Origin of the sequence: Aureimonas sp. AU22 (assembly GCF_001463745.1) — a bacterium.
Classification (GTDB): Bacteria; Pseudomonadota; Alphaproteobacteria; order Rhizobiales; family Rhizobiaceae; genus Aureimonas.
In genome coordinates, this window is the sequence record NZ_BBWJ01000040.1 from 93,139 (window position 1) to 108,753 (window position 15,615).

Sequence of the window (15,615 nt, forward strand, 5' to 3'; positions counted from 1 at the left end):
AGTGACCCCATGGGACGCAGACCGACGACGATCATCGCCGGGGCGCTCGCGCTCCTCACCGTACCCGCGTTCGCAGCCGAGACCGTCGACGTGTTCTCGACGTCGGGCTGCGGCTGCTGCATCGGCTGGATGAAGCACCTCGAGGAGGCAGGGTTCGAGGTCTCGAACGAGAACCTCGCCATGGCGGACCTCTACGCCAAGAAGACGGGCGCCGGACTGAAGCCGGGCCAGACCTCCTGCCACACGGGCTTCGTCGGCGGCTACGTCGTCGAGGGCCATGTCCCGGCAGCCGAGGTGAAGCGCCTGCTCGCCGAGAAGCCGGACGCGATCGGGCTCGCCGTTCCCGACATGCCTGCGGGAAGCCCGGGCATGGGGACCAGCGACGAACCCTACGAGGTGCTCCTAGTCGCCCGCGACGGCACGTCGACGGTGTTCGCACGGTACCCGAAGTGAGGTTCCTTGCCGCCGCGACCACGCTTGGCCTTGCCGTCCTGCTCGGGCCAGCCAGTGCGCACGAGTTCAAGGCCGGCAGCCTCACGATCGACCATCCGTCCTCCCGCCCGACGCCGCCGAACGCGAAGGTCGGGGTCGGCTACCTCTCGATCCGCAACGACGGGACGGAGCCGGATCGGTTGGTCGGGGGTTCGGCAACCGTCGCCGGCCGCTTCGAGGTCCATGCCTCCACCGTCGAGGACGGCGTCGCCCGCATGCGCCGCGTCGAGGACGGGGTCGTGCTGGAGCCGGGGGCGACCGTCACGCTCGCCTCGGGCGGTACCCACGTCATGCTCCTCGACCTCAAGGAGCCGATCGTGAAGGGCCAGTCCTTCGACGGCACCCTCGTGTTCGAGCGTGCCGGAGCCGTGCCGGTCCGCTTCTCGGTCGAGGGCTTCGGCGCCGGCGCGGCCGCCCCCTCCCACGGGGGACACCAGCCGTGAACCTGCGCACCGTTCGGATCGCGCTCTGGGGCGCGGTGGTCGTCGTCGCCGCGGGCGCCCTCGTCGGCGCGGCATGGACGCTTCCGGGCGGCGTGTCGGCGCCCGCCGCCGGAACCTCGGCGGCCGTGCCGATCGGCGGAGAGTTCGCGCTGGTCGACGAGGACGGGAAGCCGCGGACGTGGTCCGGCTTCCGCGGCAAGCCCGTTGCCGTGTTCTTCGGCTTCACGCATTGCCCCGACATCTGCCCGACGACGCTGGGCGAGCTGTCGGTCCTCCTCGCGGACCTCGGCCCTCGCTCGGACGGTCTCCAGGTCGTGCTCGTCAGCGGGGACCCGGAGCGGGACACGCCGGAGGTCCTGAATGCCTACCTCCAGTCCTTCGACCCGAGGATCTTGGGACTCACGGGCACCGAGGCGGAGGTCGACAGGGCGTTCGACGCCTTCAAGGCCTACCGCCGGAAGGTGCCGACGGAGGGTGGCGACTACACGATCGACCACTCCGCCGGGGTCTACCTCTACGACCGCGACGGCGGCTTCGTCGGCACGCTGGACATGCACGAGGACGCGAGGATCCGGCGGGAGAAGGTGGAACGCCTCCTTGAACGGCCGGGCGACGCAGCCACCCGGGACAGCGGCAGGCGGGCGGCGGAAGCGGGAAACGTCAGCAAGGGGGAGGCCATTGCTACTGGGGCGAACGGCTGATCGACGAAACGGGCCGAGGGGACTGCGCCTCCGCGTCCAACCCGGTCCCGACGCCATCGCAGCCGGACCGAGCCGTTCGAATGCGAACGGTTTTCTCCATCGGAAACCAATCCTCCGCCCGCATCCTGCCGCCGCTTGAAGGCAAGGGACCGGAGCGATCGCATGGCTGGAGACGTCACGGCTGAACCGGACCGCCGCAAGGGCATGCTGCCCGCGTGGATGGTCTCGAAGGGAGGCCTCGCGGCGATAGCGGGCGGAACGCTGCTCCTCGCCTGCTGCGGGGCCTACGCCGCCCTGAGAGGCGACGGCGAGGCCCCGCCGGCAGTGACGGAGGAGAAGGTCGAGATCCCCGTCCCGATGCCCGTGGCGAGCAAGCCGCAGGCGATCAAGGCCGACGCCTACTCCATCGTCTCCGTCTTCGAAGGCGAGGCGTTCCTCGCGACCCCGAACGACCTCGTCCGCGTCGTGGTGGGGGCCGTCGTGCCGGGCCTCGGCACGATCACCTCCGTCGAGACGTTCCCGAACGGGGGTGGCACCGTCGCCGGCACGGAGGCGGTGCTGCGCACGCGCTGAACCGCCCGACGGATCCGGGCGAGCCTTCCTGGCAGGCGCACGGTCGGGAAGGCTCGCGCCGACGGGTCACGCCGACCTAGCGAGCGCCTCGGTGAAGATAGGCGAGAACGGACGCGCCGCCGCGGCGGCCGAGGGCGGGGGATCGTCGTTCCGATCCGTCCACGGCGTCGGCCTGCGGCGCACCAGCCTCGCGACGAGGCGGTTCGTCCGCCGTGCCGCGAGGCTGTCGGCTGTTCCCGATGCCGCGAGTTCCCCGTCCCGGTCGAGCGCCGTCATGGCCTCGAGGATCTCGTCGATCGGGATCACCGCGCCGCTGTCGAGCCGACGGAGCGAAGGCTTGTCCTCGACGGTTCGGCGGTCCGATGCCCACGAGGCCAGCAGCATGCGCTTCTGGCTCTTTGTGAGCCCAGCGGCCGAGACGACCTGGTCGGGATGGTTGAAGGTGTCCGCACCGGGCACCGAGGAGCTTTCAAAGCTTGCGGGCAGTCCGTCGGCGATCCGACCGGTGTCCGTTTCGTATGGGGTTTGCATAGCCACATCCTCCGTTGAGCAACATGGATACGCTGCGCCGCCGCGAGACGTGGCGGCGGCACAGGCCCGTCTCCCGCGAGCCGGGCAATGCCCGATTTGGAAACCGTCGGCAGCGACGTCAAGACGACGGACGTTGGTCTGAAGGAAAGCGTCGCGAAAGACGTTCGCGTGTCCCTTGACCTTCCCATGGTGGGAAGCCCCATCTTCCGGCAAGTCGCAAATTTCCGGGACGAAACCGATGAACCAGACCGTTCCCTCGGAGAAGTTCGGGAAGTCCGCCGGGGTCCTCCGCCTCGACATCGAGGGCATGAGCTGCGCGTCCTGCGTCGGCCGCGTCGAGCGCGCCATCGCGGCGGTGCCGGGCGTCTCCTCCGCGTCCGTGAACCTCGCCGCAGAGCGCGCCGACGTGACTTTCGCGGGCACCGTCGACGGGGCCGCGGTCCTGCATGCGGTCGAGGAGGCCGGCTACGGGGTCCGCCAGGAGACGCGGGAGCTCGGCATCGAGGGCATGAGCTGCGCGTCCTGCGTCGAGCGGGTCGAGCGGGCGATCGCCGCCGTCCCCGGCGTGTCGACCGTCGCGGTGAACCTCGCGACCGAGCGCGCCACGGTGCGTGCGCTTCCCTCCGTGGACATGCGGACGGTCGAGGACGCCGTGCGAGGTGCCGGATACGAGCCGCGCGCCGTCACGGCGCCCGCCGCCGATGCCGAGGACCCGCGCCGGGCCGCCAAGGAGGCGGAGTACGCGCTGCTGCGCCGCGACCTCCTCGTCGCCGCGATCCTCACCGCGCCGCTCTTCGTGCTCGAGATGGGCTCGCACCTCGTCCCCGCCTTTCACGACCTGGTCATGGACCGCATCGGGATGTGGGAGAGCCGCGTCCTCCAGTTCGTCCTCGCCTCGCTCGTGCTGTTCGGCCCCGGCCTGCGCTTCCTGCGCAAGGGACTGCCCGCGCTGGCGCGCCTCGCGCCCGACATGAACTCGCTGGTTGCCGTCGGCACGCTCGCGGCCTGGGGCTACTCCGTCGTCGCCACCTTCCTGCCCGGCGCGCTGCCCGCCGGGACGGCGAACGTCTACTTCGAGGCGGCCGCCGTCATCGTCACGCTGATCCTCCTCGGACGCCTCCTCGAGGCGCGGGCCAAGGGCCGGACGGGCGAGGCGATCAAGCGCCTGGTCGGGCTGCGCCCCAAGACGGCGCGGGTCGCGCGCGGCAGTGGATTCGCCGAGGTGCCGCTGGATGCGGTCGTGGTCGGGGACACCGTCGAGGTGCGCCCCGGGGAGCGGGTGCCGGTGGACGGGACGGTGCTCTCCGGCTCGTCCTTCGTCGACGAGTCCATGATCACGGGTGAGCCCGTTCCCGTCTCCAAGGAGGGCGGCGCGTCCGTGGTCGGCGGCACGATCAACAAGACCGGCAGCTTCACCTACCGCGCCGACCGCGTCGGCGGGGACACGGTGCTGGCGCAGATCATCCGCATGGTCGAGGAGGCGCAGGGCGGCAAGCTGCCGATCCAAGCGCTCGTGGACCGCGTGACGCGCTGGTTCGTCCCCGCGGTGATGGCCGCCGCCGCGCTAACCTTCCTCGTGTGGATGGTCCTCGGACCCGACCCGGCGCTCGGTTTCGCCCTCGTGAACGCGGTCGCAGTCCTCATCATCGCCTGTCCCTGCGCGATGGGCCTCGCGACGCCGACCTCGGTCATGGTCGGAACGGGACGCGCGGCCGAGCTTGGCGTGCTCTTCCGGCGCGGCGAGGCCTTGCAGTCCCTGCGCGAAGTCGACGTGGTCGCCCTCGACAAGACCGGGACGCTGACGGAAGGCCGCCCCGAACTGACGGACCTCGTCCTCGCGGACGGTTTCGGTCGCGGCGACGTGCTGGGTCTCGTCGCCTCCGTCGAGGCGAAGTCGGAGCACCCGATCGCCGCCGCCATCGTCGCGGCGGCGAAGGCGGAGGACGTGCCCGTCTCGCCCGTCGACCGCTTCGAGGCAGTCCCCGGGTTCGGCGTGGAGGCCACCGTCGGCGGGCGCGCCGTCGCCGTCGGGGCGGACCGCCTCATGACGCACCTCGGCCTGGATCCGTCCGCGTTCGCCGCCGAGGCGGAACGGCTGTCGCTGGAGGGCAAGTCACCCCTCTACGCCTCCGTCGACGGACGCCTCGCGGCGCTGGTCGTCGTATCGGATCCCGTGAAGGCGACGAGCGCCGCCGCGATCGGGGCGCTCCACGGCCTCGGGCTGCGCGTCGCCATGGTGACGGGCGACAACGAACGGACCGCCAAGGCGGTCGCCGCCCGTCTCGGCATCGACGAGGTGTTCGCCGAGGTCCTGCCGGAGGGCAAGGTCACGGTCGTCCAGAGCCTCGGGCTGTCGGGCAAGGTCGCCTTCGTCGGCGACGGCATCAACGACGCCCCGGCGCTCGCCGCGGCGGACGTGGGCCTCGCTGTCGGCACGGGCACCGACGTCGCGATCGAGAGCGCTGATGTGGTGCTGATGTCCGGCGACCTCAACGCCGTCGTCACGGCCATCGCCGTCTCGAGGGCGACGATCCGGAACATCCGGCAGAACCTGTTCTGGGCCTTCGCCTACAACGTCGTCCTCGTCCCCGTCGCGGCCGGCTTGCTCTACCCGCTGAACGGCACGCTCCTGTCGCCGGCGCTGGCGGCGGGCGCCATGGCGCTGTCCAGCGTCTTCGTGCTCGGCAACGCGTTGCGCCTGCGGCGCTTCTCCGCCGTGGTCGCGGCACCGCCCGTCGACCCCTCAACCCGGGAGGTGACCCATGAACATCGGTGAAGCCGCCAAGGCCTCGGGCGTCAGCGCCAAGATGATCCGCCACTACGAGGCGGCGGGGCTCATCCCGGCGGCCGAGCGCGCCGAATCCGGCTACCGCATGTATTCGTCGGCCGACGTGTCGACGCTGCGCTTCATCCGAAGGGCCCGCGACCTGAACTTCTCCATGGAGAGGATCGGGCATCTGCTTGCCCTGTGGCGCGATCGCGGCCGCGCCAGCGCCGACGTGAAGCGCATCGCGTTGGAACAGGTCGAGATGCTCGAGGCCCGCATGCGCGAGCTGGAGGAGATGGCGGGCACGCTCCGCCACCTCGCCCGCAACTGCCATGGGGACGACCGACCCGACTGCCCGATCATCGGCAGCCTTGCCGACGGGGCCGCCCCGGAGGCGGCATCGCAGCCACGCCGCCGTGCGTCGCGGGCGCTGACGAAGGTCGGGGGGATCCGATGAACCCGGCCCTTGACCTTCCAACGATGGAAACCCCCATCTTCCCCGGAAAGGAGACTGCCATGCTGAAGCTGAAGGTGCAGGACATGAGCTGCGGCCACTGCGCGTCGACCGTGCGGAAGGCCGTGACGTCGGTCGACCCGGCCGCCGAGGTGACCGTCGACCTGCCGTCGGGCACGGTCACCGTCGAGAGCGCGGCCAGCGAGGCCAGCATCGGGGAGGCCATCAGGGCCGCGGGCTATCGGAACGAAACGTTAACTGCTTGACCCTTTTCGTCGGCTTGTGCCTCCCCAAATTCCGGCGGGGGGATGACGCCGATCCCCTTCGAGCCCAAATTCGGCTCGATTTCGCTGACTTGAATCCTGCCCCGTCCCTCGGAGATCCATAGGCCCGCATGTCGTTCGTCCTGAACAAGATGGCATCGCTGTTCGCGACCCTCGTGGTCGTCGGCATCGTGCTGTTCTGTTCGTCGGCGGCGCAGGCCCATGCCAACCACGACGCCCCTGCCGTCCGGGCTGCCGCCGAGGCCGTTGCCACGACCGATGCCGTGGACGAACCCGCAGATGGCGCCAGCACGCGCGAGTTGGCCGCCGCGAAGGACGCGAAGGACAGTCCCGTCGATTCCGGCCTGGCAGGCTCCTGCTGCGGCAAGGGCATGTCCAACTGCATGACGGCCGCGGTCGCCAACCCCTCGTGGACGCTCCCTGCGGCCCGTCCCGCTGGGCATGGCCGCCCGCTGGAGCCGAACGCCATCCACGGCGCCGTCGTCGACGGTCCGGTCCGGCCTCCCCGAGCCCTCGTCTGACATTCTGAACGGGCGCGTCCGCGCGCCCCGAGCGATGTTCCAGACCGTGGGCTTACCCCGTGACCCTCCGTATCCTGACCGCGGCCGTGATGGCCGTCATGGCGCTTGCCGCGCCTTCATCCGCCCATGAGGGCCACGACCACGGCGGGCCACCGCCGCCGACAGCCTCGGCGCAAGCGGCCCCCCGTGCCGAGGCGCAGAGCGCGCTGTTCGAGTTCGTCGCCGTGGCGCGCGGCAACGCCCTCGAGATCCACCTCGACCGCTTCGACACCAACGAGCCCGTCGTCGGGGCAACGATCGAGATCGACACGCCCGCCGGCCCGGCGACGGCAGCCGCGGACAGGGACCTATACCGCCTGGAGGCGGACTGGGTCCGGCAGCCGGGCGCCCACGACCTCATCGCGACGGTCACTAGCGGAACCGACGTCGACTTCCTCACCACGACCCTCACCATCCCCGAGGCGCCCGCGCCGGTAGTGACGGCGGGCGGCGGCTGGCTCGTCGGCTCGGCGCTCGCGACCGAGGTGCGGGAGGCCCTGGCGGTCGACCTGAAGGGGCGGCTGTCGCGCAACGACCCCGCCCTCCTCGCCGTCGGTGCCCTCGGCTTCGCCCTCGGCGTCCTCGCGATGGCCCTCCTTCGCCGGAAGGTCCTGCTCGCGGCCGGCACGGCGACGGCCCTCGTCCTCCTGTTCGGCGGATCGCTCGCCCTCGCGCACGAGGGGCACGACCACGGGACGCCCCCGGCAGCCATGCCGACGGCGGCGGGCGGCGCCGGGGCGCGGGACCTGGCGCAACGCCTTCCCGACGGATCCGTGTTCGTGCCGAAACCCTCCCAGCGGATCCTCGCGATCCGCACGGTAAAGACCGCTCCCGCCGACCATCGCCGCAGCGTCGAGATGCCGGGCCGCGTGATCCCCGACCCGAACGCCAGCGGCTACGTGCAGGCCTCCGTCGCCGGGCGGCTCGCCCCGCCGCCCGGGGGCTTCCCACGTCTCGGCTCGAGGGTCGAGGCGGGGGACGTCCTCGCCTACGTCGCGTCGGCGATCCAGACGATCGACCAGTCGGACCTCCAGCAGCGGCTCAGCGAACTCGATCAGGCGATCTCGATCGCCGAGCAGCGGGTGCGTCGGTCCGAGACGCTGGTGAGGAGCGGCGCGATCGCGAAGACGACGCTCGACGAGACGAGGATCGAGCTCGAGGGCCTGCGCGACCGCCGGACCGCGATCGACCAGGTCCAGGTGAAGCCCGAGGCGCTCGTCGCCCCCGTGTCGGGCGTGGTCGCCGCGGCCAACGCCGTCGCGGGGCAGATGGCCGAGAGCAACGCCGTCGTCTTCCACATCGTCGATCCCGCCCGCCTCTGGGTCGAGGCGCTGGCCTACGGCTCCTCCGGGGCGTTCTCGGACGCCTCGGCGACGGGCGGGGGCACGCAGGCCCTCGCGCTGCGGTTCGAGGGCGCCGGGTTCGCCGACCGTTCGCAGGCGCTCCCCGTTCAGTTCTCGATCGAGGGCGGCGCGAAGGGGCTCCGCCTCGGCCAGATGCTGACGGTGCTCGCGCGGACCGAGGAGACGCAGACGGGCGTCGCGCTGCCGCGCACGAGCGTCCTGCGCGGCTCCAACGGCCAGGACATCGTGTTCCTCCACACCGGGGCCGAACGCTTCGAGCCGAGGGAGGTCCGCGTCCTGCCGCTCGACGGCGATCGCGTCCTCGTCGCCGCGGGGATCGATGCGGGCAGCCGCGTCGTGACCGAGGGCGCCGAACTCCTCAACCAGATCCGTTGAGGCCGCGCCCATGTTCACGTTCCTCGTCACGCAGTCCCTGCGCAACCGCATGCTCGTCCTCGCGATCGCGGCGGTCCTCGTCATCTTCGGGGCCTTCGTCTCGTCGCGGCTGCCCGTCGACGTCTTCCCCGACCTGAACAGGCCGACCGTCACGCTGATGACGGAGGCCGAGGGCCTCGCCCCGCCGGAGGTGGAACAGCTCGTCACCTACCCGATCGAGACGCGGATGAACGGCCTGCCGGGCGTCAGCCGCGTGCGGTCGGTCTCGGGCGTCGGCCTGTCGATCGTCTACGTCGAGTTCGACTGGGACACCGACATCTACATGAACCGCCAGCAGATCGCGGAGAAGCTGGCCCTCGTGCGCTCCCAGCTCCCAGCCGGGGTGACCCCGCAGATGGGGCCGATCTCCTCGATCATGGGCCAGGTCATGCTGGTCGCCATGACGGCGCCCGACGGGGTCTCTCCCATGGCCCTGCGCGAGGCCGCGGACGCGATCGTGCGCCCGCGCCTCCTGTCCGTCCCCGGCGTCGCCCAGGTGATCCCGATCGGCGGCGAGGTGCGGCAGTACCGCGTCGCGCCGAACCCGGCGGCGCTCCGCGCCCTCGGGGTTACCCTCGAACAGGTCGAGGCGGCCCTGACCTCCTTCGGCGCGAACACGGGCGGCGGCTTCACCGACCAGTATGCCCGCGAGTTCCTGATCCGGAACGTCGGACGCAGCCTCAGCCTCGACGACCTGCGCAGCGTCGTCGTTGCGACCGTCGGCACCCAGCCCATCCTCCTCGCCCAAGTGGCCGACGTCTCGTTCGGGGCCCGCCAGAAGCGCGGCGAGGCGGGATACATGGGCAAGCCCGCCGTCGTCGTCTCGATCGAGAAGCAGCCGGACGTCGACACGGTCACGCTGACCCGGCAGTTGGAGGCGGCGCTCGGCGAGATTACCGCCTCGCTGCCGGACGGCATCAAGGCCGACCAGGTCCTGTTCCGGCAGGCCGACTTCATCGAGACCTCGGTCAAGAACGTCGAGACCGTGCTCCTCGAGGCCATCGCCGTCGTGGCGGTCGTCCTGTTCGCCTTCCTCCTCAACGTGCGCACCACCGTCATCTCGCTGACGGCCATCCCCGTCTCGATCCTGGCGACCGGGATCGTCTTCCACCTCATGGGCCTGTCCATCAACACGATGACGCTCGGGGGGCTGGCCATCGCCATCGGCGAGCTCGTTGACGATGCGGTGGTGGACGTCGAGAACATCTTCCGCCGCCTCCGGGAGAACCGGGAGCTCGGCAACCCGCGCTCCGTCTTCGACGTCGTCGTCTCCGCCTCGCAGGAGGTGCGCTCGGGCATCGTCTACGCGACGGTCATCATCGTCCTCGTGTTCGTGCCGCTCTTCGCCCTGTCCGGCATCGAGGGGCGCCTCTTCGCGCCGCTGGGGCAGGCCTACATCGTCTCGATCCTCGCCAGCCTCGTCGTGTCGATCACCCTGACCCCGGTGATGGCCTACTACCTCCTGCCGGGACTGAAGCGCCTCGACGAGCACGAGAGCTTCATCGTGCGCTGGCTTAAGGCGGGCAACCGCGCGCTGCTCGACCGCGCCTTCCGCTGGCCGCGGCTCCTGATGGCGTGCGCGGTGCTGGGCGTCGGCGTCGCGGCCGTCGCCGCGACCGCGCTGCCGCGCGCCTTCCTGCCGCCGTTCAACGAGGGCACGCTCACCATCAGCATGGCCTTCAACCCCGGCATCTCGCTGGCGGAGTCGCACCGGGTCGGCCTGATCGCCGAACGCCTCATCATGGAAGTGCCGGAGGTGTCCGTCGTCGGGCGGCGGACGGGACGCGCCGAACTCGACGAGCATGCAGAGGGCGTGCACTCGTCCGAGATCGAGGTGGACCTCGACACGGGCCGCCCGAAGGCGGCGATCGAGGCGGACATCCGCTCGCGCCTGTCGGTCCTCCCGGTCTCGGTCAACGTCGGCCAGCCGATCTCGCACCGCCTCGACCACATGCTGTCGGGCGTGCGCGCCCAGATCGCCCTGAAGGTGTTCGGCGAGGACATCGACACGCTGCGCAGCGTCGCCGAGAGCCTGAGGGCGCGTCTGGCGACCGTCCCCGGCGTCGTCGACCTACAGGTGGAGAAGCAGGTCCGCATCCCGCAGCTCGAGATCCGGGTCGACTACGCCCGCGCGGCGCTGTTCGGCATCCAGCCGGCGAAGGTCACCGAGGAGCTGGAGCAGCTCTCCAACGGCCGCGTCGTCTCGCGCCTCGTCGACGGCAACCGGACCTACGACGTCGTCATGCGTCTCGGGGACACGGAACGCACCACGCAGGCGCTGGGCGATCTCCTGATCGAGACGCCGTCGGGGTGGATCCCGGTGCGGGAACTCGCCGAGGTACGCGAGACGGACGGGCCCAACCAGATCCTGCGCGAGAACGGGCAGCGCCGCGTCGTCGTGCTGGCCAACGCGGCCGGGGACGCGGACATGGCCGAGGTGATCGGGCGGATCCGGGCCGAGGTCGCGGCGGCGGCCCTGCCGCCGGGCTTCTCGACGAGCCTCGAGGGCACCTTCCAGGCCCAGGAGGAGGCGAGCCGCACCATCGGGCTCCTGTCCCTCGTGTCGCTCGCGATGATCTTCGCGATCCTCTACAGCCGCTACCGCTCGGCCGTGTTCACGCTGATCATCCTCGGCAGCATCCCGCTGGCCCTGATCGGCTCGGTCGCGGCCCTGTGGATCTCGGGACAGCCGCTCTCCGTCGCCTCGATGATCGGCTTCATCACCCTGACGGGCATCGCGGCCCGGAACGGCATCCTGAAGATCAGCCACTACATCAACCTGTCGATCCACGAGGGCATGCCGTTCGGGCGCGACCTCGTGATGCGCGGCAGCCTGGAACGGCTCACCCCTGTGCTGATGACCGCGCTGTCGGCGGGCGTCGCGCTGGTGCCGCTGATGGTCGACGCTTCGGCGCCGGGCAAGGAGATCCTCCACCCCGTCGCCGTGACGATCTTCGGGGGCCTCGTGTCCTCGACGCTGCTCGACACCTTCCTGACCCCCGTCCTCTTCCTTCGCTACGGCAGGAAGCCGCTGGAGCGACTGGTCGAGGCCGCCCGCCAAGCCGTGCCGGAGGAAGCCGACGCGGCTTCCGGCAGGGTCGCCGCCCACTCCTTCTGACCCCCATGGAGACCACAACCATGACCATTCGCTTGACCGCCGTCGCCGTCGCCTTGCTGGCGGCCGGGGCGGCGCATGCCCACGAGCCCCGCAAGGGCCCGAACGGCGGCACGCTGGTCGACGCGGGCGCCCACCACGTCGAACTCGTGGCCTCGGGGACGGACGTGAAGGTGTTCGTCAGCGACGCCTCGGACGCGCCCGTCGCCCCAGACGGGTTCAAGGGCACCGCCGTCGTCCTCGTCGGCGGCAAGCCGACGCGCGTCACGCTCGCGCCGGCCGGCGGCTTCCTCTCGGGGACGCTCGCCGCCCCCACCGAGGGCCCGGTGAAGGGCGCCGTCCAGCTCACGGGCCCCGACGGGAAGACCTCGCAGGCCAAGTTCGACTGAACCTCCGGGGCGGCGAGCCGCCGTCCCGCGACAGACACCCCCAACGGCCCGAGGGCCAACCAAGGAGAACCACCATGCGCAAGATCCTCATCGCCGCCGCCGTCGCCGCGTTCCCGCTCGCCGCGGCCGCCCAGGATAGCCACTCGATGGCCGGGCACGGCGACGCCGCCATGGCGCTGCCGGCGGCCTGCGAGGCCGCGGCCGGCTCGATGGACATGTCCAAGATGATGGAGGGCATGCAGGCCTCGATGTCGGGCGGCCAGATGGACGAGGTCCAGAAGGCCAACCACGAGGTCATGATGCAGATGCACGGCCCGATGATGAAGGCGGCCATGATCAAGGACCCGGACCTCGCCTTCAACTGCGGGATGATCGCCCATCACATGGGGGCCATCGCCATGTCCGAGGTCGAGCTGAAGATGGGCAAGGACGAGAAGTCCAAGGAGATGGCCCGGATGATCATCGACGCCCAGAGACAAGAGATCGAGGAGATGACGACCCGCGTCGAGGCGCTCGCCAAGTAGGCCGGGTACGCGTCATCCGAGGGAGCGGCCCTCGGGCCGCTCCCGAATGCGCTCCGGCGCTGTCTACTGGCCGTTGGCCGGGGGTGTCGCGGGCATGTCCATGCCGGGCATGGCGTCGCCCTTCGTTTCCGGCATCTTCATCGATGCCATCTTCGCGCAGCAGGGGCATCCGCCCGCGCCCTCGGCGGACTGGCCGGGCGTCGACTGCGGTGCCGCCTCCGCGGACTTGCCGCACATCATTCCCTCGGCGGCCGGCGCGGCCTGGGACATGCCCGGCGCAGCGGCCTGCTCCATCATGCCGCATCCGGCCGCGGCGGCCGGGAACGTGCCGATCGCCGTGAATGCGGCGGCGGCGAAGACCAGGTTTCTCATGGGTATGCCCTCTCGTTTCGGTCGTGCGACCATGCCGACATTCCCGATGATCCGCCAGCGTCCCCGATGACGCGGACGATGCCGGGGAAGGAAGTCGGGCCCATTCGCCGTATGGCTCGATGCGAGGCTAGATGTGCCTCCCGCTGTGCGGGTCGATCCCACGCTCTCTTAGAAGCGGCACGACGCCCAAGGCGGCCATCGACAGCACGGCCAAGGTGACGAGCGTCGCATGGGGTCCCATCCGGGCGAGGAGCACTGCCCCGACGGTCGGCGCCAGCGCCTGCGCGACCTGGGCCGGGCGCGCCAGCCGACCCATGACGCTCGCGTAGCCGTCCGGTCCGAACAGCGCCAGCGGCACCGTCCCGCGGGCGATGGACAGGATCCCGTTGCCCGCCCCGTAGAACACCATCGCCGCGGCGACGGGGAGGATGTCGAAGGCAAGCGCGCACACGCCGACGGCGGTGAGCGCGACGGCGGCCCGCAGCGTCCACAGCGGGTGGTGTCGCCCGCGCCCGGCCATCTCAATGACACGAGCACCGACCTGCGAGGGGCCGACCATCGCGCCGAACGCCACCGCCGCCGCGAGCGTCTCGCCGCGGGCCTGGAGGAGCGTCAGGAGGTGGACCGAAACCAGCCCGAAGATCGTGCTGCACAGGACGAGGACGCCGACGAGCAGCAGGAAGTCGCGGCGTTCCCCGGCCGACTGAGACAGGGGTTCGTCGCGCCGTGCGGACGGGAGGGCCAAGCCCGCGCCGCTGGGGACGAAGAGCAGAGCCAGCGGAAGCGTGACGCAGACATGGAGCGCGGCATAGGCGAGGCAGGCGCCGCGCCAGCCGACGTGCTCGACCATGAACGCGGACAGCGGCCAGCAGACCGTGCTGGCGAACCCGCCCCAGAGGGTCAGCGTCGTGATGGCGGACCGGGCATCGGCCCCGTAGAGCCGCCCGAGCGTCGCGAAGGCCGGATCGTAGAGGCCCATCCCCATGCCGAGGCCGACGACGACCCACCCGGCGAGGAATACGGGCAGGTTCGGTGACAGGCCGAGGACGGCAAGGCCGAGCGCCAGCAGCACGGCGCCGAGTGCCAGCACGGGACGCCCGCCGCGCGCGGAGATGGTCGCGCCGACCCGGGGCGAGGCCGCGGCCGAGACGAGAAGACCGACGCTGACCCCGCCGACGACCCACGGAAGGGGCCAGCCCGTGTCCCGCGAGATCGGGAGCGCCAGCACGGCAGGGAGATAGACCGACGATCCCCAGGCCAGGATCTCGAAGACCCCGAGCGCCGAGATGACCTGCCAGCGCGGCCTCACGACACGACCGGAAGCCAGACCCAAAGGGCGACGAGCGTCGCCAGCAGCACGGGCGGGGTCAGGACGAGGCCGACCCGCATGTACTGGCCCCAGGTGATCCGCTGCCCCTTGCCCGCGAGGACGTGGAGCCACAGGAGGGTCGCGAGCGAACCGATGGGCGTGAACTTCGGCCCGAGGTCGTTCCCGACGACGTTGGCGTAGACCATGAGCTCGCGGGTCAGGGGCGCGACGTCCGCCCGGTCGATGGCGAGCGCCCCGACGAGCGTGGCAGGCATGTTGTTCATGACGGAGGCGAGCGCCGCCACCACGAAGCCCGTGCCGACTGTGGCGACGAGCGCGCCCTGCTGGCCGAGCCAGACAAGGACCCCGGCGGCGATGTCGGTCAGCCCCGCGTTCCCGAGGCCGTAGACGACGAGGTACATGCCGATCGAGAACAGGACGATCTGCCACGGCGCCCCGCGCAGGACCTTCGGCAGGTCGACCACCGCCCCCTGTCCGCCGGAGAACCAGCGTCCAGCGATGGCCATCAGGACAAGGGCGGCGGCCCCGGTGACGAAGGCGATCGGCACGCCGAGCGGCCCTGTCACGAAGTAGGCAACGAGCAGGAGCGCGAGGAGCGGGAAGGCCGCGCGGAATACGGCCGGGTCGCGGATCGCGCTGCGCGGCTCCTCGAGCTGGCGCACGTCGTAGGTCGCCGGGATGTCCTTCCGGAAGTACGCCCACAGGACGAGGAGCGTCGCCGCCAGCGAGACGAGGTTCACAGGCACCATGACCGCGGCGTAGCGGCCGAAGGACACGTCGAAGAAATTCGCGGTGACGATGTTCACGAGGTTCGACACCACGAGCGGCAGGCTGGTCGTGTCGGCGACGAACCCGCAGGCGACCACGAAGGCGAGCGCCCCGGCGGGCGGGAAGTCGAGGCGCAGGAGGATGGCGAGCACGATCGGGGTGAGGAGCAGCGCGGCCCCGTCGTTCGCGAAGACGGCGGCGATCGCCGCGCCCAGAAGGACGACGAGCGGGAACAGCCGCCGCCCGTTGCCTCCGCCCCAGCGGGCGACGTGGAGCGCGGCCCAGGCGAAGAACCCGGCCTCGTCGAGGACGAGCGAGATGACGATCAGCGCAACGAAGGTGAATGTCGCGTCCCAGACGATCTCCCAGACCGTGCCGACGTCGCCCCAGCCGACGACGCCGGTCGCCAGCGCGACGGCGGCGCCGGCGAGCGCCGACCATCCGATGCCAAGGCCCCGAGGCTGCCAGATGACGAGGACGAGGGTGGCGACGAAGATCGCGAGGGCGAGCATGGACGGTCCGGGGACAAGAGGA

At 71.1% G+C, this 15,615-nt stretch carries 16 protein-coding genes; 12 read left to right on the forward strand and 4 right to left on the reverse strand.

What is annotated here, in order from left to right:
* Window positions 1-9 precede the first annotated feature (9 nt).
* From AUL34_RS14075 to AUL34_RS14090, 4 genes are all read left to right on the forward strand, one after another.
* Window positions 10-453 carry a DUF411 domain-containing protein gene (locus AUL34_RS14075; RefSeq protein WP_061934858.1) on the forward strand — a complete coding sequence of 148 codons (444 nt, stop codon included), beginning with the start codon at window positions 10-12 and terminating at the stop codon, window positions 451-453.
* Window positions 450-935 (forward strand): copper chaperone PCu(A)C, encoded by a 486-nt coding sequence (locus tag AUL34_RS14080; protein ID WP_061934860.1) that lies wholly within the window; start codon window positions 450-452, stop codon window positions 933-935. The genes AUL34_RS14075 and AUL34_RS14080 overlap by 4 nt, the downstream gene beginning before the upstream one ends.
* Window positions 932-1,636: an SCO family protein gene (locus tag AUL34_RS14085; protein ID WP_244492575.1), complete on the forward strand. Its 705-nt coding sequence runs from the start codon at window positions 932-934 to the stop codon at window positions 1,634-1,636. Before AUL34_RS14080 ends, AUL34_RS14085 begins: the two co-directional genes overlap by 4 nt.
* Before the next feature lie 162 nt (window positions 1,637-1,798).
* Window positions 1,799-2,209: a hypothetical protein gene (locus tag AUL34_RS14090; RefSeq protein ID WP_061934863.1), complete on the forward strand. Its 411-nt coding sequence runs from the start codon at window positions 1,799-1,801 to the stop codon at window positions 2,207-2,209.
* Between the two features lie 66 nt (window positions 2,210-2,275).
* Here the strand turns inward: AUL34_RS14090 and AUL34_RS14095 are convergent, their stop codons facing one another.
* A complete protein-coding gene (locus AUL34_RS14095) occupies window positions 2,276-2,740 on the reverse strand; it encodes a hypothetical protein (protein ID WP_061934865.1) in 465 nt (154 codons plus the stop codon).
* 238 nt (window positions 2,741-2,978) lie between these two features.
* Between AUL34_RS14095 and AUL34_RS14100 the strand changes: the two genes are divergently transcribed.
* From AUL34_RS14100 to AUL34_RS14135, 8 genes are all read left to right on the forward strand, one after another.
* Window positions 2,979-5,516 (forward strand): heavy metal translocating P-type ATPase, encoded by a 2,538-nt coding sequence (locus AUL34_RS14100; protein WP_061934867.1) that lies wholly within the window; start codon window positions 2,979-2,981, stop codon window positions 5,514-5,516.
* Window positions 5,503-5,964, forward strand: a complete 462-nt coding sequence (gene cueR, locus AUL34_RS14105) for a Cu(I)-responsive transcriptional regulator (protein ID WP_061934869.1) — start codon at window positions 5,503-5,505, stop codon at window positions 5,962-5,964. Before AUL34_RS14100 ends, cueR begins: the two co-directional genes overlap by 14 nt.
* A gap of 59 nt (window positions 5,965-6,023) precedes the next feature.
* Window positions 6,024-6,227 carry a heavy-metal-associated domain-containing protein gene (locus tag AUL34_RS14110; protein WP_061934966.1) on the forward strand — a complete coding sequence of 68 codons (204 nt, stop codon included), beginning with the start codon at window positions 6,024-6,026 and terminating at the stop codon, window positions 6,225-6,227.
* 128 nt (window positions 6,228-6,355) lie between these two features.
* A complete protein-coding gene (locus AUL34_RS14115) occupies window positions 6,356-6,766 on the forward strand; it encodes a hypothetical protein (RefSeq protein WP_061934870.1) in 411 nt (136 codons plus the stop codon).
* An 89-nt stretch (window positions 6,767-6,855) separates the two neighbouring features.
* Entirely contained in the window at window positions 6,856-8,544 is a 1,689-nt protein-coding gene (locus AUL34_RS14120; RefSeq protein WP_061934967.1) for an efflux RND transporter periplasmic adaptor subunit, read from the forward strand.
* A 10-nt stretch (window positions 8,545-8,554) separates the two neighbouring features.
* Window positions 8,555-11,701: an efflux RND transporter permease subunit gene (locus AUL34_RS14125; RefSeq protein ID WP_061934872.1), complete on the forward strand. Its 3,147-nt coding sequence runs from the start codon at window positions 8,555-8,557 to the stop codon at window positions 11,699-11,701.
* A gap of 20 nt (window positions 11,702-11,721) precedes the next feature.
* Window positions 11,722-12,087 carry a hypothetical protein gene (locus tag AUL34_RS14130; RefSeq protein WP_061934874.1) on the forward strand — a complete coding sequence of 122 codons (366 nt, stop codon included), beginning with the start codon at window positions 11,722-11,724 and terminating at the stop codon, window positions 12,085-12,087.
* A gap of 74 nt (window positions 12,088-12,161) precedes the next feature.
* Window positions 12,162-12,611 (forward strand): DUF305 domain-containing protein, encoded by a 450-nt coding sequence (locus AUL34_RS14135; RefSeq protein WP_061934877.1) that lies wholly within the window; start codon window positions 12,162-12,164, stop codon window positions 12,609-12,611.
* A gap of 63 nt (window positions 12,612-12,674) precedes the next feature.
* Here AUL34_RS14135 and AUL34_RS14140 read toward each other — a convergent pair whose 3' ends face one another.
* The 3 genes from AUL34_RS14140 to AUL34_RS14150 form a co-directional block, all read right to left on the reverse strand.
* On the reverse strand, window positions 12,675-12,983 hold the full coding sequence (locus AUL34_RS14140; protein ID WP_061934878.1) for a hypothetical protein: 309 nt from the start codon (window positions 12,981-12,983) through the stop codon (window positions 12,675-12,677).
* Between the two features lie 127 nt (window positions 12,984-13,110).
* Window positions 13,111-14,292 (reverse strand): MFS transporter, encoded by a 1,182-nt coding sequence (locus AUL34_RS14145; protein WP_061934969.1) that lies wholly within the window; start codon window positions 14,290-14,292, stop codon window positions 13,111-13,113.
* A complete protein-coding gene (locus AUL34_RS14150; RefSeq protein WP_061934880.1) occupies window positions 14,289-15,593 on the reverse strand; it encodes an arsenic transporter in 1,305 nt (434 codons plus the stop codon). The genes AUL34_RS14145 and AUL34_RS14150 overlap by 4 nt, the downstream gene beginning before the upstream one ends.
* Window positions 15,594-15,615: the final 22 nt, after the last annotated feature.